12 protein-coding genes and 4 pseudogenes are annotated in these 17,572 nt (G+C 65.3%); 8 read left to right on the plus strand and 8 right to left on the minus strand.

Annotation, left to right across the window (positions count from 1 at the left end; genetic code table 11):
• The first annotated feature begins 383 nt into the window (after nucleotides 1-383).
• The gene (locus ACFSM0_RS12040; protein WP_377390682.1) at nucleotides 384-2,168 is read left to right on the plus strand and encodes an SLC13 family permease; all 1,785 of its coding nucleotides are present in this window, start codon (nucleotides 384-386) and stop codon (nucleotides 2,166-2,168) included.
• A 9-nt stretch (nucleotides 2,169-2,177) separates the two neighbouring features.
• On the opposite strand, the gene ACFSM0_RS12045 is transcribed toward ACFSM0_RS12040, so the two are convergent.
• Both ACFSM0_RS12045 and ACFSM0_RS12050 read right to left on the minus strand, forming a co-directional pair.
• Nucleotides 2,178-3,152, minus strand: coding sequence for a calcium/sodium antiporter (locus ACFSM0_RS12045; protein ID WP_377390684.1), 975 nt, complete (start codon nucleotides 3,150-3,152; stop codon nucleotides 2,178-2,180).
• Nucleotides 3,153-3,580: 428 nt separating this feature from the next.
• On the minus strand, nucleotides 3,581-4,510 hold the full coding sequence (locus ACFSM0_RS12050; RefSeq protein WP_377390686.1) for a LysR family transcriptional regulator: 930 nt from the start codon (nucleotides 4,508-4,510) through the stop codon (nucleotides 3,581-3,583).
• Between the two features lie 217 nt (nucleotides 4,511-4,727).
• Here ACFSM0_RS12050 and ACFSM0_RS12055 point away from each other — a divergent pair, with 217 nt between their 5' ends.
• The 6 genes and pseudogenes from ACFSM0_RS12055 (at nucleotide 4,728) to ACFSM0_RS12080 (ending at nucleotide 9,893) form a co-directional block, all read left to right on the plus strand.
• Nucleotides 4,728-5,489: an SDR family NAD(P)-dependent oxidoreductase gene (locus ACFSM0_RS12055; protein WP_377390688.1), complete on the plus strand. Its 762-nt coding sequence runs from the start codon at nucleotides 4,728-4,730 to the stop codon at nucleotides 5,487-5,489.
• Between the two features lie 102 nt (nucleotides 5,490-5,591).
• Nucleotides 5,592-6,686, plus strand: a complete 1,095-nt coding sequence (locus tag ACFSM0_RS12060) for an MBL fold metallo-hydrolase (protein ID WP_377390690.1) — start codon at nucleotides 5,592-5,594, stop codon at nucleotides 6,684-6,686.
• A gap of 60 nt (nucleotides 6,687-6,746) precedes the next feature.
• Entirely contained in the window at nucleotides 6,747-7,694 is a 948-nt protein-coding gene (locus ACFSM0_RS12065) for a quinone oxidoreductase family protein (protein WP_377390692.1), read from the plus strand.
• A gap of 515 nt (nucleotides 7,695-8,209) precedes the next feature.
• Nucleotides 8,210-8,574 (plus strand): annotated as a pseudogene (locus ACFSM0_RS12070) (ATP-binding cassette domain-containing protein); the annotation flags it as partial.
• Nucleotides 8,568-9,101: pseudogene (locus ACFSM0_RS12075) on the plus strand (ABC transporter permease subunit); the annotation flags it as partial. The pseudogenes ACFSM0_RS12070 and ACFSM0_RS12075, both read left to right, overlap by 7 nt.
• A 51-nt stretch (nucleotides 9,102-9,152) precedes the next feature.
• Nucleotides 9,153-9,893: a sulfite exporter TauE/SafE family protein gene (locus tag ACFSM0_RS12080; RefSeq protein ID WP_377390694.1), complete on the plus strand. Its 741-nt coding sequence runs from the start codon at nucleotides 9,153-9,155 to the stop codon at nucleotides 9,891-9,893.
• 37 nt (nucleotides 9,894-9,930) lie between these two features.
• On the opposite strand, the gene ACFSM0_RS12085 is transcribed toward ACFSM0_RS12080, so the two are convergent.
• The 4 genes from ACFSM0_RS12085 to ACFSM0_RS12100 are packed head-to-tail and all read right to left on the minus strand — an operon-like array spanning nucleotide 9,931 to nucleotide 15,278.
• The gene (locus ACFSM0_RS12085) at nucleotides 9,931-11,241 is read right to left on the minus strand and encodes a family 2A encapsulin nanocompartment cargo protein cysteine desulfurase (RefSeq protein ID WP_377390730.1); all 1,311 of its coding nucleotides are present in this window, start codon (nucleotides 11,239-11,241) and stop codon (nucleotides 9,931-9,933) included.
• Complete coding sequence (locus ACFSM0_RS12090) at nucleotides 11,234-11,809, minus strand: DmsC/YnfH family molybdoenzyme membrane anchor subunit (protein ID WP_377390696.1); 576 nt, start codon at nucleotides 11,807-11,809, stop codon at nucleotides 11,234-11,236. Before ACFSM0_RS12090 ends, ACFSM0_RS12085 begins: the two co-directional genes overlap by 8 nt.
• Complete coding sequence (locus tag ACFSM0_RS12095; protein ID WP_377390698.1) at nucleotides 11,809-12,510, minus strand: 4Fe-4S dicluster domain-containing protein; 702 nt, start codon at nucleotides 12,508-12,510, stop codon at nucleotides 11,809-11,811. The genes ACFSM0_RS12090 and ACFSM0_RS12095 overlap by 1 nt, the downstream gene beginning before the upstream one ends.
• Entirely contained in the window at nucleotides 12,507-15,278 is a 2,772-nt protein-coding gene (locus tag ACFSM0_RS12100) for a molybdopterin-dependent oxidoreductase (RefSeq protein WP_377390700.1), read from the minus strand. The genes ACFSM0_RS12095 and ACFSM0_RS12100 overlap by 4 nt, the downstream gene beginning before the upstream one ends.
• Before the next feature lie 148 nt (nucleotides 15,279-15,426).
• On the opposite strand from ACFSM0_RS12100, the pseudogene ACFSM0_RS12105 reads away from it, so the two are divergent.
• A pseudogene (locus ACFSM0_RS12105) lies at nucleotides 15,427-16,391 on the plus strand (agmatinase).
• Nucleotides 16,392-16,428: 37 nt separating this feature from the next.
• Here the strand turns inward: ACFSM0_RS12105 and ACFSM0_RS12110 are convergent.
• Both ACFSM0_RS12110 and ACFSM0_RS12115 read right to left on the minus strand, forming a co-directional pair.
• Nucleotides 16,429-16,533 (minus strand): annotated as a pseudogene (locus ACFSM0_RS12110) (transposase); the annotation flags it as partial.
• Entirely contained in the window at nucleotides 16,511-17,452 is a 942-nt protein-coding gene (locus ACFSM0_RS12115) for a recombinase family protein (RefSeq protein ID WP_377390702.1), read from the minus strand. The pseudogene ACFSM0_RS12110 and the gene ACFSM0_RS12115, both read right to left, overlap by 23 nt.
• Between the last annotated feature and the right edge of the window lie 120 nt (nucleotides 17,453-17,572).

Consider the following 17,572-nt stretch of genomic DNA (forward strand, 5'->3'; position numbering starts at 1 on the left):
TCGGAGACGACTCATGTCGCACACGAACCTTCGTTCGGGGCAACGGCCTGCCGTGGCCGCCCCCGTTGCCATGGGAGGCGGAAGTGCTTCCCCGCTCCCGGCGTCCCCCGCCCCGCTTCGGGACAGCCTGCCGGAGGCTGGCGCTTCCCGCTCCGCCCCCCTGCCCCCGGTCGCCTCAAGCGCAGGCCCGTCACCCTCCGGCCCATCGACGTCCGGCGCATCGACGTCTGGCCCATCGACGTCAGGGCAGACGGTCCTTCTGAGCTGGCTTGCGCTCATCACGCTGTGCACAGCGGTGATCACGGCCGTCTGGCTTCTCGGCTGACGCCGTCCCCCGGCGCCGGGCTCTGGCGTCGGGGGCGCCCCCCCTGCAGGAGGATTCAATGATTTTCGATCCGGGCGCGCTTGCCCCCTATCTGTCGCTGGCGCTGCTTGCAGCCATTCTGATCGCCTTTCTGAGCGAGCGCTTCGCCCCCGACATGGTGGCCTTCTTTGGCGCCAGCTCGGCGCTTGCGCTGGGGCTCGTCGGGCAAAAGGAGGTGCTGACGGCGCTTTCAAACCCCGCCCCGGCAACGATCGGGCTGATGTTCGTTCTGAGCGCCGCGCTGGTGCGCACCGGCGCGCTCGAAATGCTCGTCGAGCTTTTGGGCAGGCTCTCGGCCCGCAAACCGCGTTGGGCACTGGTGGTGTTCTTTCTGGGCGCCGCGCTTGCCTCGGCCTTTCTCAACAACACGCCCGTGGTGATGGTGCTGATCCCGGTTGCCTTCGGGCTCTCAAGACAGGTCGATGTGCTGCCCTCGCGGCTCCTGATGCCGCTCTCCTTCGTGGTGATCCTCGGCGGCACGGTGACGCTGATCGGCACCTCGACCAATATCCTCGTCGACGGGATCGCCCGCGACATGGGCTTTGCGCCGTTTTCGCTTTTTGAGATCGCACCGCTCGGCCTGTGCGTCGCGGCGGCGGGAGGGCTTTACCTCGCGCTTGCGGCGCCGCGATTGCTGCCCGAGCGGACCTCTGTCGGGGCGGCGCTGCAGCGCGGCGGCACCAAGGGCTGGCTTGCCGATCTCTTCATCCCGCAGGGCTCGCCCCTGATCGGGCTTGCGCCGCGCGATCTGCCCGCCGTCACCCGGCGCGGCGGCCGGGTGATCGACGTGATCCGGGGCGATGCCTCGCTCCGGCGCGACCTCGGCGCGGTGCGGCTCGAACCGGGGGACACGGTGGTGCTCAAAACCCGCGACAGCGAAATTCTCGGGCTGCGCGGCGGGGCAACGCAGGGGGCCGTGCTCGCCGGAGCCGAGCCGGGCCAGACCCGCAATGCGCAGGCGGTCGAGCTTCTCGTCGGGCCGGGCGCGAAGGCGATCGGGCGCAGCCTCGGCAAGCTGCGCTGGCGGCGCCGGTTCGGCGTCTATCCGCTGGCGATGCACCGCAAGGGCGATTCCGTCGGCGCACGGCTTGAGGAAACGCCGCTGGCGATGGGCGACACGCTTCTGGTCGAGGGCACCGCCGAAGACATCGCCCGGCTGGTGGAGGATCAGCGGCTGACCGAGCTTGCCCCGAACACCGCGCGCGCCTATCGCCGCAACCGTGCCCCGGTTGCCATTCTCACGCTTCTGGGCGTGGTCGTGCTGGCGGCGTTCAATGCGGCCCCGATTCTCGTTTTGGCGATGATCGGCACCGCGGTGGTGATCCTCACCCGCTGCATTGATGTGGAAGAGGGTCTTTCCGCAATGGACGGACGGCTGCTTTTGATGATTGTCTCGATGCTGGTCGTGGGCGCCGCGATCGAGGGCACCGGCGCGGTGGCGCTGATCGTGACGGCCCTTTTGCCGCTTTTGCATCTGGGCGGGCCGGTGGCAACGCTGGCGGCGGTTTATCTCGTCACCTCGGTGCTCACGGAGCTCGTCAGCAACAATGCGGTGGCGGTGCTGATGGCACCGATTGCGAGCGGCATCGCGCAGCAGATGGGCCTTGATCCGCGCCCCTTTCTGGTGGCGGTGATGTTTGGCGCCTCGGCAAGCTTTGCCACGCCGATCGGTTATCAGACGAACACGCTCGTCTATACCGCGGGGGGCTACCGCTTCACCGATTTCCTGCGCGTGGGCCTGCCCCTGAACATTGTCGCAGGGATCGTGACGGTGGCGCTGGTGCCTTTGTTCTGGAAGCTCTGATGCGGCGCATCAGGGCAGCAAGATCCAGGTATAGGCCGCATAGCCCGCAATCAGCATCAGCCCTTCCCAGCGGTTGATGCGCAACCCGGTTGCCGCAAAAAGCACCAAAACGGCGGATACGAACACCATCAGCGGCGCGTCGAACCGCACGATCTGCGCGGGCACATCGGAGGGGGCGATCAGCGCCGTCGTGCCGCCGATGCCGAGCACGTTGTAAATGTTCGAGCCGACGATATTGCCAAAGGCCACATCGCCCTGCCGTTTCAGCGCGGCAATCACCGAGGTCACGAGTTCGGGCATCGAGGTGCCGATGGCCACGATGGTGAGCCCGATCACCGTTTCCGAGACGCCAAAGCCGCGCGCGAGCGCGACTGCGCCGCTGACGAGAAGCGCGCCCCCCGCGACCACAAGGACAAGCCCCGCCAGCGCGATCAGGAGCGGCATGAGCAGGCGGCCCTGTGCGGGGGGGGCCGCAAGGCCCGGATCGGCCTCCGCGAGGGCAAGGCTCTTGTCATGCAGCGCGCCGCCGTCCTCGGCCGCGCGTTCCTGCACGATCACGAACCAGATATAGCCGACAAGCGCGGCGATCAGCGCGGCACCGATCCCGCGGCTCATCGGCGCGAAATAGGCGAGCCCGGCGAAGGCCGCGGCCACCGCAAACATCACCACCGCATCGCGGCGCAGCGCCGCGCGGGCCACAAGGATCGGGCAGATCAGCGCGGAAACACCCCCGATGAGCAGGATATTGGCGATGTTCGAGCCGACGATATTGCCATAGGCGATCCCCGGCGCCCCCGCGAGCCCCGCCTGCACCGAGGTCACAAGCTCGGGCATCGACGTGCCGAAACCGACCAGCGTCAGGCCGATCACCAGAGGCGATATCCCGATCCGCTCTGCCGCCTGCACCGCCCCCCGCACCAAAAGCTCCCCGCCCGCAACGAGTAGCACGAGCCCCGCGAGAAGGGGCAGCCAGGTTTCGATCATGTAAATCCCCGAAATCGGCCAATGTGGCCATATCCGACATAGATGATGCCGCGGAGCAAGGCGTTCAAGGCCCTTTCGCTGCAGCGCAGCCGACTGGCCGGTGCGGGGGCCTGCCGCGAAAGGGGCGAGCGGGGCGACTGGCATGTGCCGGCGCCCCCGTTCCGGCCCCTGAACCGCGATCATCCGCGCCGTCGCAAAAGCCCTTGTGCGCATGAAAGCGACGAGAGATTACGAGGCCAAGCGGTTGAAAATCATGCGGTTATCGGCATCGCGATCGGCAAGCAGGCTTTCGATCTGGTCGGGTTTGACCGAGCAGGTCTGCGGGCCCTGCGGATCTGGTGCGCCCCCGAGCGGCGGCCGGTTTCGGGGAGACGAACATAGGTCCGCCCCCTCGGAAAGGGCGCGACGCAGGGCCGATGCAATGGCGCCTATTTCCAGATTTTGGCGAGTTCGGCGTCCCAGTGGGGCTCAGCCCCGAAATGGGCGGCCATGAAATCGATGAACGTTCGAACCTTCGGCAGCAAATACTGGCGATTGGGGTAGACCGCGTAGGCCCAGAACGTATCGGCTTCCCATTCGGGCAGCAGCTTCACCAGCCGCCCGGCGCGCAGATGTTCGAACGCCAGAAAGGTCGGCTGGTAGACGATGCCCGCCCCATTGGCGGCGGCTTCGCACAGGATGTTGCCGTTGTTGGCCCGGAAACTGCCGTGGATGCGGACCTTGGTCGTCATGCCGTCGCGGCGGAACCGCCAGTCGGTGGCAATGTCGGCCTCGGAAAACACCAGACATTCGTGGCGTGACAGCTCGGCGGGTTCGCTGGGCGTGCCGTGTCGTTCCAGATAATCGGGGGACGCACAGGCGACAAAGCGGATAGGTGTCAGGCGCCGGGCGATCAGGCCGGGGTCGAGGTCAATGGCCACCCGCAGCGCCAGATCGAAGCCCTCCTCGACCAGGTTCACATTGCGTTCGCACAGCACCACGTCGACCTTCACTTCAGGGAAGTGCCGCATGTAGGCGGCGACGGCGCGGCCCAGCTGGGTGCCGCCGAAGGCGACCGAACAGCTAAGACGCAGCGTGCCGCGTGGTTTTGCCGTGTCGCTGGTGGCGGTCTGTTCGGCCTCTGCCACCAGAGCCAGAATGTTGATGGCCTGATTGTAGTAGGCGGTCCCGGCTTCGGTCACAGAAAACTTGCGGGTGGTGCGGTTGATCAGGCGGACGCCAAGGCTGTCTTCCAGCGCGGCCACATGGCGCGAGGCCATGCCGCGCGACATGCCCAGCGTGTCTGCCGCCTGGGCAAAGCTTTTCAGTTCCACCACCTTGGTGAAGACCTGCATGGTCCTGAAAACATCGGTCGACATCTGCGTTTTCCCTGTGTCAGGCGCGGTGTCTCGCGCCTGTCTGCAGCGCAAACACTGAACGATTGATGCATGAAAGTAAATTCTGAAGCACAGATTCACCCGGTGTATCCCGTCTTATGCAACATACATAGTGGGCCGACACGCAAGACATTGCCTCGGCGCGAGGATCCCCCTTCGGAGGGCCCTGCCCGGCAACCAGAGAAGAAGGCTCCGCATCATGGAGAAACTACTGGATTACACGGGAAAAGTCGTTCTCGTGACCGGAGGAAGCACGGGGATCGGCCGGGCAACGGCTTTGGCCTTTGCCCGTCAGGGCGCCAAGGTGGCCATCGGCAACCTGACGGGCGCCGGGCAGAACACCGCGCAGGAAATCCGCGACGCGGGCGGCGAGGCGATCTTTGTGCCCGCCGACGTGTCCAACGCCGCCTCGGTCGCCGCGCTCGTGGAGGCCACGGTCGATGCCTTTGGCCGGTTGGACTGCGCCTTCAACAATGCGGGCATCCTGCCGCCGACCCTGCCGCTGCATGAAATGACCGAAGCGCATTTCGACAGCGTGGTGGCGGTGGACCTCAAGGGCGTGTTCCTGTGCATGAAGTATGAGATCACCGCCATGCTGAAGACCGGCGGCGGGGCGATCGTGAACACGACCTCGGTCGCGGGGGTGATCGCCGACCCCGGCATGGCCCCCTATGTCGCCGCCAAGCACGGCGTCATCGGGCTGACCAAGGCCGCGGCACTGGATTACGCCCGGCAGGGCATCCGTGTGAATGCCGTGGCGCCCGGCATTGTGCGCACGCCGATGATCGAACGCTGGCTCGAAGACGAGGCGTTTGCCGCGAACCTGTTCGCGGGCAGCCCGATGCACCGCGCGGCAGATCCCGAGGAGATCGCGGGCACGGTGCTGTTCCTGTGTTCCCCGATGGCCAGTTTCACCACCGGGCAGGTCCATCTCGCCGACGGCGGGCAGACCGCGCACTGACCCCGGTTCGGGGTCCGTGCCGGGGCCTGCTCCTGGCCCCGGCAATCCTTCCGGTGGCAGATGTCACCGGACCAGATTTCAAGACTGAAGGATCATCTGATCATGACGACACACGACCATCACCACGCCAACGGCATCTGCGACTGCATCCCGAAATGGTATATCGACAACCTGGGCCAGGTCGGCCTGCCCTACAGCAAGGTTGAGGATTACGCCCGTCCGCCCGAGGACTCCTACGGCAGCCTGTTCCTGCCGGACCGCATCAAGAAGGGATACCACGTCGAGGAACTGAAAGACGGGGTCTACTGGGTGTCGGGCGGCTGGTACGACTGCATGTTCGTGTGCACCGGCAATGGTGTCATCGTGGTCGATGCTCCGCCCTCGCTCGGGGAACGCTTGCTGGATGCCATCGCCGAGGTGACCGATGAACCGGTGACGCATATGGTCTATAGCCACTGGCACGCCGACCACGTCGGCGCGGCGTCGATGTTTGGCCCGAACATCAAGCGTGTGGCGCATGAAAAAACGGCCGAACTGCTGACCCGCTTCCCCGACAAGGACCGCCCCGTTCCGACCGAGACTTTCTCCAAGGACGCGGTGCTCGACGTGAACGGCGTCAAGCTGGAGCTGTCTTACAAGGGCCAGAACCACGCCGAGGGCAACATCTTCATCTACGCCCCGAAACAGAAGGCGCTGGCCGCCATCGACATTCTGGCGCCGGGCTGGGTTGCGTTCAAGGATTGCGACAGTTCGGAAAACATCAGCGGCTGGATCGAGGCGCATGACCAGATCCTCGACTACGATTTCGACACCATCGTCTGTGGTCACGTGTCCCGCTACGGCACCCGTGAAGACGTGCTGACCGCACGCGAATACACCCATGACATCATCGGCTTCGCCAAGCAGGCGCTGCAGGAGGTCGAACTGGAATACTTCATGAAGGATCTCGGAACCGGCCCCTACATGGGCGCCTTCCGCGCCGCCGAGGAAAACTACTTCTCGGCGATCACCAACCTCGTGACCAAGAACGTGCTCGAAAAGACCACCTCGAACGGCAAGCTCTGGCATCAGCGCCTGAACGGCGCGGATGTGATGACCAAGAACAACGCCTACACGATGGTGCAAAAGATCCGGCTGGAAATGTCGCACAACGGCTACGTGACGCGTCAGGGCCACCCGGAAGGGTTCTTCCTGTAATCACCGGGCCTGCCGCGGTCCCGATCGCGGCAGGCTATTCCGTTCAAAGGACATTGTGCCATGAAGGCCCTCAGATTCACCAAATACGGCCAACCGGACGTGTTGCATGTCGACACCTTGGACATCCCCGTGCCCGCACCGGGCGAAGTGCTCGTCAAGATCGCCGCCGCCGCGATCAATCCCAGCGACGTGAAAAACGTCGCGGGCCTGTTCAAGGCGCGGCTGCCCCGCGTTCCGGGGCGTGATTTCGCAGGCACCGTCGTCTCCGACGGCCCGGACAAGGGGCGCGAGGTCTGGGGCAGCGGGGCAGGCTTTGGCGTGATCCGCGACGGGGCACAGGCGGAATACATCTGCCTGCCCGCCGACTGGCTGTCGGACAAGCCCGCCCACCTCAGCATGGCTGAGGCCGCCTCTGTGGGGGTGCCCTTCGTCACCGCCTGGGGGGCGTTGGTGCGCGCCGGGCAGATCCAGCGCGGCGAAACGGTGCTGATCACCGGCAGCACCGGCGCGGTCGGTCGTGCGGCCATCCAGATCGCGCGCTGGCAAGGCGCCCGCGTCATCGGTCTGGGGCGCAGGGATCGGCTGTCCGAGGCGGATCTCTACATCAACACGGAAACGACCGAACTGCAGCCCGCCGTCCTGGAGGCGACCGACGGCAAGGGGGTGGATATGGTGCTCGATATCGTCGGCGGCCCGATGTTCGAACCGGCGCTTGCCACCCTGCGGCAAGGCGGACGGCAGATCGCGATCACCAGCACCGGGGGGCCGCGCGTGAGCTTCGATCTGGTCGATTTCTACCATCGCCAGCTGGAGCTTCGCGGGGTCGACACGATGAAGCTGTCGGGCCCCGAGATCGCCCAGATTCTCGACACCCTGCGCGCGGGCTTCGTGACGGGTGCGCTGACCGCGCCGCAACTGGATCTTTCCGCCATCACCGCCGGCCCGGAAGTGTATGAGGCGCTGCGCGCGGGACGGGCCACGCGCAAACAGGTGATCAGTTTCGGCTGACCCGCGCGGAACAGGGTGCTGCCTGGGAGCGGTCGCTTGGCGTCAGTCGACCCTCCCGGTGCAGGCCTTCAAAGCGGCGGCTCGATCGTGGCGCAGCGCATGGGCGATTGGAAACCGATCAAGGCGCCCCAAGGGTCGATGCCCGGTTTGCAGGCCCGATCAAGGCGATGACCGAGGCAAATCCATCGTTTGGCTTGCGCACCGTGGCTTGGTTGCTCGGGCTCAACAGTGAGGGCCGTCACCGACAGCGCACCATGCCGCCGGATCAACTCCGGCACGATGACACAATAGGCCGACTCCGCTAAAGCCCCGAGCGCAACCCGCGCAATTCCGGTCAGGTCAGCAGCCCCCCAGAACCAGTTTCGATGAGACAAACACCCCGATTCCCCCCAGGCCAAAAACGGAACCGATCACCATCGAACGCAATGGTAGAATTTTACGGATAGCGGACTAAAACAGGAGAATCCACAGAGGTTCTGTCGCGATGATCAGGGCCGTCATGCCAGCCGGAACATGCACCTGACCCCGAGCTGATCTTGATGGACGAGCCCCTGGGCGCGCTCGATGCGCTGACGCGCGAGAAGATGCAGGGGCTGATCCTGAAGCTTTGGAAAGAGACCGACAGACGGTGATCCTGATCACCCATTCGGTCGAGGAGGCGCTGCTTTTGGGCCAGCGGCTGATCGTGAGGACGCCGCGACCGGGACGCATCCTGCGCGAATATGCCTTGCCCTTTGCGGAAGCCGCCGTGGGTGCCGACCTGCGCGAGATCCGACGCCGCCGCGATTTCATCGAGACCCGCGACGAGATCCTGTCGCTGATCTGGGGCATGGAGGACGAAATCATGGGCCGCTCCGACCAAGTGGAGGCGGCGCAATGATCCTCGCTCTCGCCTATCTGGCCATTTTCCTTGGTGCGGGGTTGACCCTGCGCCTGCTCCGTCGTGGCGGGATCGACAGCGCGCGCCGCACCGTCACCATCATCTGGTGGGGCATCTGGGAGACCGGCAAGATCGTGCTTCTGTTCTTGGCCGCACTCTGGATCATGGTGATCGCGGCACGCTCGGGCGTGGCGGGGGTGCGGCTGTCGAAAGTCCATGCGGCCTACAGCCTTGGCGCCTCGAAGCTGCAGGTGCTGTTGCATGTGATCATCCCGAATTCGCTGCCCGATCTGTTCATCGGAGCGCGGGTGGCAATGGGGGTGTGCTGGGGCACAGTGGTGGCGGCAGAGCTTGTCGCGGCCGAGAAGGGCGCAGGCATGATGATCCTTGTGGCCTCGAAATTCCAGCTGACCGACGTCGTGGTGATGGGGATCTTGCTGATTGGCCTGATCGGCTATGGCGTCGATGTGGCCTTGCGCGCAGCCGAACGCCATTTCGTGCCGTGGCGGGGAAAGACCGGCGGTTAATCCCTTGCGGCCCGGCCCGGCCTGACCGAAGCTCGCCGGTGGGAGGGCAGCATGGACGCGCAAAGCCTTGGACTGGGTCTCGCCTTCAGCCTCATCGCTGCGATCTCTGCGGCGGTGGGGCAAGCTGGCGCATCGGGCTATATCGCCGCGATGGCCTTTGCCGATCTGGCGCCAATGGCGATGAAAGTGACGGCGCTTTGCCTCAATATGATCGTTGCCGGGATCGGTACAGGCCTTTTCCTGCGCGCCGGACGACTCAGCCTGCGCAACATCTATCCCTTTGCGGTGCTTGGATTTCCGTTTTCGGTTCTGGGCGGCATGCTGCCGCTGCCGGGGGCGATCTATCATCCGGTCGTCGGGCTTGTGCTGTTTGTGTCACGCGTGCAGATGGCGCGCGGGGCCTGGCGGCTGGGGGCCGAGGTGCCCATGACACACAGCCCACCGTTTTTCGGGGCCCTGGCAACGGGCGCGGCGATCGGCTTTGTTTCGGGCACGACAGGCACCGGTGGCGGTGTCTTTCTGGCCCCGGTAATCTTGATGATGGGCTGGGCCAATGCCCGCCAGACTGCCGCAACGACCGCCGTTTACAATCTGATGAATTCCGCCGCCGCGTTGCTTGGCGCACAGGCATTCTGGGGCGATCTGCCAGCCGCCCTGCCGCTTTGGGGGCTGGCCGTGGCGATTGGGGGCAGCTTGGGCGCGGTGCTCGGCAGCCGAACGCTCTCGGAACGCTGGCTGCGCGGCTTCCTGGCGCTATTGCTTTTCATTTCTGGACTTAAATTGATGATCTGATCCGGGCGGGGCGTTCAGGGGGCCCCGCCCGGTCTCGTCACGACGCGCGGGTGGGCCGTGTCGCGGCGAGTCTTGCCACCGCCGAGACGAAAAGATCGACCTCGTCGCGGGTGTTGTAGAAGGCAAGCGAGGGCCGCACCGTTGCTTCGAGCCCGAAGCGGCGCAGGATCGGCTGCGCGCAGTGATGGCCCGCACGCACCGCAATCCCCTCGCGGTCAAGCGCCCGACCCACCTCGAGCGGCTCGAAACCCTCGAGAACGAAGGACAGAACGCTTGCCTTGTGAGCCGCCGTGCCCACAAGCCGCACCCCGGGCACGGCCGCAAGCTGCCCCGTGGCATAATCGAGAAGCGCATGCTCATAGGCGCCGATCGCGTCCAGCCCGATCCTTTGCACATAGCCCAGCGCCGCGGCGAGCCCGGCCGCGTCGGCAATGTTGCCGGTGCCCGCCTCGAACCGCGCGGGGGGCGGCTGGTAAAGCGTGCGCTCGAAGGTGACATCGGCGATCATATTACCCCCGCCTTGCCAGGGCGGCAGGGTTTCGGCCAATGCGCGGCGGATATAGACCGCCCCGATCCCCGTCGGCCCAAACACCTTGTGCCCGGAAAAGACGAAGAAATCGGCGCCGATCTCCTGCACGTTCACCCGCATGTGGCTGACCGATTGCGCCCCATCGACGAGCGCCACCGCGCCGACACCATGCGCCGCCGCCACGATCTCGCGCACCGGAACCACCGTGCCGAGCGCATTCGAGACCTGCGTGACGGCAACGATCTTGGTGCGCGGGCCAAGGAGCTTCAGATACTCCTCCAGCCGCACCTGCCCGGTGTCATCCACCGGAATGACCCGCAGCCGCGCCCCCTTTTCCGCCGCAAGCTGTTGCCAGGGCACGATATTGGCGTGGTGTTCCAGATGCGAGACGAGGATCTCGTCGCCCTCGCGGATATTCGCCACACCCCAAGTGCGGGCGACAAGGTTGATCCCCTCGGTTGCCCCCCGGACGAAGACAATTTCCTCCAACGAGGCCGCGCCGAGAAAATCCCGCACCGTGTCGCGGGCATGTTCATAGGCATCCGTGGCCCGCGCGGCGAGGGTATGCGCCGCGCGGTGGATGTTCGAGTTCTCGTGGCGATAGAACTCGGACAGCCGGTCGATCACGCAGGTGGGTTTTTGCGTCGTCGCGGCATTGTCGAACCACACCAGCTGCCGCCCGTTCACCCGTTCGGCAAGGATTGGAAAATCGCGCCGAACCGCCTGAACGTCGAAGGCGGGCACTGCGGCGGGTGTCGCCGGAACGTCACGCCCGGGGTATCCCGGTTCAGTGGCCGGTGCGGTGGCTGCGTCAGGCAGGAAGTAGAACCGCCCCGATTGAGACGAAACCTCTGGTTGCGACGAAGCGAAGGGCGGCGCCCCAAGCCGCGGCGAGGCAGGGGCAGCCGCGGGGCGGGCATAACTCTTCGGCTCGTGCGGGGCGGAAGCCCCCCGTCGCCGCGCAGGTGAGATAGATCAGAGGCGTTGTCGGATGATGCCAGCGCGGCACAGCGCGCAGGCTTGCATAGATCATCGCGGTGAAGAACACCGTGGCAAGGCAAAGCCCGGCCCCCAGCACGCCCAAAAAGCGTAAGGGCGGCCCACCTGCAAGCACGGATGCGGTGGGCGGCATCAGCACGGACAAGGCCGCCATGGCCCCCCAGGCTTCGCGCGCGAGCCAACTTGTGCGCCAGGCCCGAAACGCGAACCGCCCGCGCAAAGGATGCGCCAGATGGAAACTCGAAGCGATCAGCCCGGCAACGGCAAGGGCATATCCGAAAATCCACGCCTTTGGTCCCGAAGCAAGACCCAGCCCCGCCGCAGCGAGCAGGCCGAACCCCGCGCCGGACAGGCTGGTAAAAAGGATGACAGAAGGGGCGGCGCGCATCAGCTCCTCCGCAACAGGCGATCAAGCCAATCCTGCAAGCCGCCGCCGAGAACGAGGGGGGCCAGAGTAGCCCCGCAGCCAAGGCGGTCCTTGGGGCGCGGCGGCAGATAGCGGCTGGTGGGTTTCGTGCCGAACTCGGGCATCGGCGCAAATCCGCCACGTTCGGCGACAAGCTTGCCCAGCGGGCTTTCCGCATCAGAGGGATCGCCGAAATGCCGTGCGCCGGTCGGACAGGCGCGGACACAGGCGGGAATGCGATCCTCGGCCGGGCGGTCGGGGTCATCAATCCGATTGGCGCAAAGCGTGCATTTGCGCATCACCCCCGCCACCGGGTCGAGTTCCCGCGCCCCATAGGGGCAGGCCCAGGCACAAAGACCGCAGCCCATGCAGCGGCTGGCATCGATCTGCACCAGACCCTCCGCCGTGCGGTGGCTGGCCCCCGTCGGGCAGACCGGCACGCAGGGCGGATTTTCGCAATGCACGCAGGTGCGGGGATAGTGGATCAGGCGCGGCGGAGCGTCGCCTTCGATCACCTCATAGGAGTGGACGCGGCTGAGAAAGGCGCCGAAGGGAGCCTTGCCGTGAGCCTCGGCATCGGGGAGCCGCGTGTCCTCGTTCGCATTCTGCCAGCCCTTGCAGGCGATGGTGCAGGCATGACAGCCGGTGCAACTGTCGAGATCAATGACCAGAGTGCGGCTCATGATTTTCTCCGGCGCAGGATCTTGAGAGCCGTTTCGGGGAATTGTGGCAAGGTCACGCGGCGGCGCCCGATCCGTTCGATCAGCACCCGCAGATCGAACGGATCGGGCGCCTGCCCGGTCACCGGATCGGCGTTCCAGCGCCGCTCCCCGCTCGCGTCGGGCGGCATCAGATCATGCATCAAATGGTTGAGCAGAAATCCCTTTTCCGCCTCGGGCGCGTCGGTTGAAAGCCCCCATGCCCCCTTGCGCTTGCCGATCGCATTCCAGGTCCAGACGGTGTGGGGATTAAGCGCCGCCATCGGCGCGACGGGAGCCTCGATCACCCCATGGGGCGAGGTGACCCGCGCCCAGTCGCCCGCGCGAAAACCCTGCGCCCGCCAGACCGGTTTGGGAATATAAAGCACATTATGACCGAGGATTTGCCGCAGCCAGGCGTTCATCGAGCCCCAGGAATGATACATCGCAGGCGGGCGCTGGGTCAGCGCATGCAGCGGATAGTCGGCCTCGGAGGCGGTATTTTGCGGGGCTGTCCAATCGGGCAACGGGTCCATCGCCGCCAGAAGGGCCAAGCGCAGATGGTCGGGCGGCTGATGTGCCCCGTGCCCCTCGGCGGCCAGTTGAAACCGGCGAAGCGGCTCGCACCAAAGCGAAAACAGATAGGGTTGCGGCTTGTCCTGCAAACCCATGCTCACCGCCCAGTCCTGATATGCCCGGTTCCAGGGTTTGAAAAACTGCGCCGCAAGCGGGATTTCGGCACTGAAAACGCCGCCGTTTTCAATGTAGCGCTGCAATTGCGCCGGGTTCGGCGCTCCGCGACCATGCGCGGTGCCATCGCCGCGCCAGCCCGCCAAGGGTCCGATGCCGGGGCGGCGCTGGTGCTGGATCAGGTAATCGGCATAATCGGCAAAAGCGGGCTCTCCGTCCTTGGTTACAAAACCCGGCAGGCCGAGCCGTGCCCCCAGATCGCAGAGCACCGACTGAAACGGGCGGACATCGCGGTCGGGCGCCATCACCGGCCAGCGGATCGAATCCGCCAGCCGATCCCCGCGCCCGATCGGTCGATCCAGCAGGCTGATCGCGTCGTGGCGTTCCAGATAGGTAGTGTCGGGCAGCACCAGATCGGAATAGGCCACGGTTTCGCTCGCATAGGCGTCAGACAGGATGATGTGCGGGATGACGTAATTTCCGCTTGCGTCGCGGTCGGTGAGCCAGCGCGCCACCTCGGCGCGGTTCATCGAGGAATTCCACGCCATATTCGCCATGTGGAGAAAGAGCGTGTCGATCCTGTAGGGCCGCCCGGCATGGGCATTGCCGATCACCCTTTGCATCAAGCCATGAGCAGAAAACGGGTTTTCCCAAGTGAAGGCCTCGTCGATCCGCGCCGGACTGCCATCGGGCAAAAGCGCCAGATCGGCGGGAGAGCTTGGAAAACCCAGATGCGGACCCTGTAGCGGCGCGCCCGGTGCCGACTTAAAATGCGGCACCGGATGGGCAGCCAAGGGCTTTGGATAGGGTGGCTTGAAGCGCAGCCCGCCGGGGGTTTCGATCGCGCCAAGGAGCATCTGCAACAGGTGCAACGCGCGGGCAGTCTGAAAGCCATTCGAATGGGCGGCGATGCCGCGCATGGCGTGAAAACCTACCGGGCGGCCGATCATCCGGTCGTGGCGATGGCCGCGGAAATCGGTCCACGGCTGGTTGATCTCGATGGTCTCGTCAAAGGCCACGCGCGCCAGTTCGGCGGCCAGCGCCCGAATGCGCACAGCCGGAATGCCAACGCGCTCAGCCACCACCTCGGCCGCATGGCGCGGATCAAGATACCGCTCGGCGAGGGTCTCGAAGACAGTGCGGTGGTCGGGCCAACGCCCGCCCAGGTCGGGCTCGACGCCCGCGCCATCAAAGGCCGCAAGCGTCCCGGTGCGGCGGTCGATCACCAGCGCACGGCCCTCGGCGTCGCGCAGATGCAGATAAAGCCCGCTTTCCGGCCTCTTCCCGTCGATCAGCAGGCAGGGCGCATCGGTGAACCGTGCGAGATAATCCAGATCGATCCGACCCGCAACCAGAAGCTCATGCACCAGCGCAAGGATCAAGAGCCCGTCCGTGCCCGGCGTAATGCCCAGCCAGTCGTCGGCCACGGCGTTGTAGCCGGTGCGGATCGGGTTGACCGAAACGATCCGCGCACCGCGCGCCTTCAGCGCACCAAGCCCGCGTTTGATCGGGTTGCTGTCGTGATCCTCGGCCACGCCGAACAAGAGCAGGATCTTCGCCCGCTCCCAATCCGGCTCGCCGAATTCCCAAAACGCTCCGCCGATCGACATGATCCCGGCGGCGGCGACATTGACCGAACAGAACCCGCCATGCGCGGCGAAATTCGGCGTACCGAAGGCCTGCGCCCACCAACCGGTGAAGCTTTGCGACTGATCGCGGCCTGTGAAGAAGGCCAGCTTTTCCGGTGCCGTCGCGCGCAAAGGCGCAAGCCAGCCGGTGGCAATCTGCAGCGCCTCGTCCCAGCTGATCTCCTCGAAGGCACCCGAGCCGCGCGGCCCCACCCGTTTGAGCGGCGCCCGCAGCCGGGCTGGTGCCGTCACCTGCATGATCCCCGCCGCGCCCTTGGCGCAGATCACGCCGCGATTGACCGGATGATCCCGGTTGCCCTCGATGTAACGGACCCTGCCCGAGCGCAGATGCACGTCGATGCCACAGCGACAGGCGCACATGTAACAGGTGGTCTTGCGGATCTCGCCGGTGTCGGAATGGGGATGCGCGGTCATGGTCCATTATCACGACTTTATTTGTAGATTTTTTGCACATGAGGCGACCGAATTGAATTCCAAAGACGGTCGATTTTCAGAAGGAAATTCTCCGCGAAGGGAAGATACTCTGCCCCGACACCGTGTTCCGACAAACAGGAGCCCCCCCGTGACGGACGGCTTTTTCACCCCGATTTCAGGCCTCGATTTGCCGCGCTTTGCCGGTGTGCCACCTTCATGCGGCTGCCGCATGTGCTCTTCGACCATCCCCGCTTTGCGGAAGTGCAGATCGGTCTGATCGGCGCGCCTTGGGATGGAGGCACGACGAACCGACCCGGACCGCGCCACGGGCCACGGCAGTTGCGCGACGCCTCGACGATGATCCGGGCGATGAATGGCCAAACCTGGGTGGCGCCGTTCGAGCTGGCGCGCTGCGCCGATCTGGGCGATGTCGCGCCCAATCCGGGCGACCTGATGGACAGTCTCGCGCGGATGGAGGCGTTTTACGACCGCGTCGTAGCGGCAGGGATCCGGCCGCTGACGGCCGGCGGGGATCACCTTTGCGCACTGCCGATCCTGCGGGCAGTGGCAAAAGCGCGGCCGGTGGGACTCAATCAATTCGACAGCCACACCGATCTGAACGACGTTTATTTCGGCATGGCCCGATACACGCATGGCACGCCGTTCCGCCGCGCCGTCGAGGAGGGGTTGATCGATCCGAAACGCTATTGCCTGATCGGCATTCGCGGCACGGCCTATGGCCGCGAGGATTGGGATTTCGCCGCCGCAAACGGCATCCGCATCATCCCAGTGGGCGAGTTGCACGCCCGCGGCGCAGCTGATGTGATGGCCGAAGCGCGCGAGATCGCGGGCAGCGGACCGACCTATGTCACCTATGACATCGATTTCGTCGACCCCACCTTCGCGCCTGGCACCGGCACGCCCGAGGTCGGCGGCCCGACCTCATGGACGGCGCTTGAAGTGGCGCGGCGCCTGCGCGGGCTCGACATCGTCGGCGCCGATCTGGTCGAGGTGTCACCGCCCTTCAACCCCTCGGGCAACACGGCATGGCTTGGCATCAGCCTGATGTTCGAGATGCTTTGCATCATGGCCGAGCGGGTCGCCGCCACCTGAAGCCGAGCGGGAAAAGCCTTCCGAATTCACCGCAGGGACCCATCTTCGATGTTCGGCCGAGCCGGTCCTTGCCGCCGCTCGAATGTTGGCGCGGCGTGAGGCCGATCCAGGCGGCGAAGTCACGCCCCTTCGAAAAGGTCTTCATCGGCGGCGCTGGGGGCGGTGATCGCCGCCGCAATCAGCTCCTGGATCCGCCTTCGATACGTCCCTGCCATCGACGGGTGAAACCGCACCATCGACGGGGCAGGGGAGGCCGCAAGCAACGCCTCAATCTCCATCTTCTGTGCTTCCAGCTTCTCCATACGGTCTCTGACGCGCGCTGCGGGAACGCCCGCCAGAAGGGCATCGACGAGCTTGTCGTGGTCGCCCGTCACCTCGCGGAGGTCCTTCTCCCTGGCCGCGCGCCCCGCATCCGCAGCCTTCGCTAGCCGGTTCCGCTCCGCCGTATATTCCTCACAAAAGACTTTTACCGCCGCGTCGTCCATCAGGTTATGCTGCAACGCGTGCAGAACCCGCCCTTCGAGGTTGTCCTTCTTGATCACCGTCATGTTGGTGCAGACCGCACGGCCCTTGTTGCATGCGCCTGAGCAGCCGAACCCGTCCTTGCCGACCTTCGCGAAGCCCGCACCGCAGCAGCCGCATTTGAGCAAGTAGGAAAGAAGAAACTTCGGACGACGATGATCCCAGATCGGCACATCGGTCCCCTGTGACTTCAGCGCCCCTTGGCGCGCCCGAACCGCCTGCCAAAGGTCATCGTCGATGATACGAAGGTCCGGCACATCCGTGATCTCCCAAGCTTCATCGGGGTTCAACCGGCTGATGCGTTTGCCTGTCCCGGGATCCTTGGCATAGGTCAGTCGGTTCCAGACCTGCTTGCCCACATAGAGTTCGTTGTTGAGAATCCCCGTGCCCCGCTCGCGGTTCCCGCGGATCGTCGAGGCGCTCCAATACCTCTCTCGTGGTGCCGCAATGCCCTCGAGGTTCAGCATCTTGGCGATCTTCTTCGGTGAAAGCCCTTCGGCATAGCGCGCGTAAAGCGCGGCACGAAGCGGTTTGCTCATCAGCGAGCCCCTCAACTGAGAACGTGGAACAGATTGAGCGGGCCCGCCTGCTCCGTCAAGAATGGCGGATCCGCGCGATCATCGCGAGATGCGGGCGGTCTTTGGGGACGTATCGGCGTG

This window comes from Rhodobacter lacus, assembly GCF_042683065.1.
GTDB lineage: Bacteria > Pseudomonadota > Alphaproteobacteria > Rhodobacterales > Rhodobacteraceae > Rhodobacter > Rhodobacter lacus.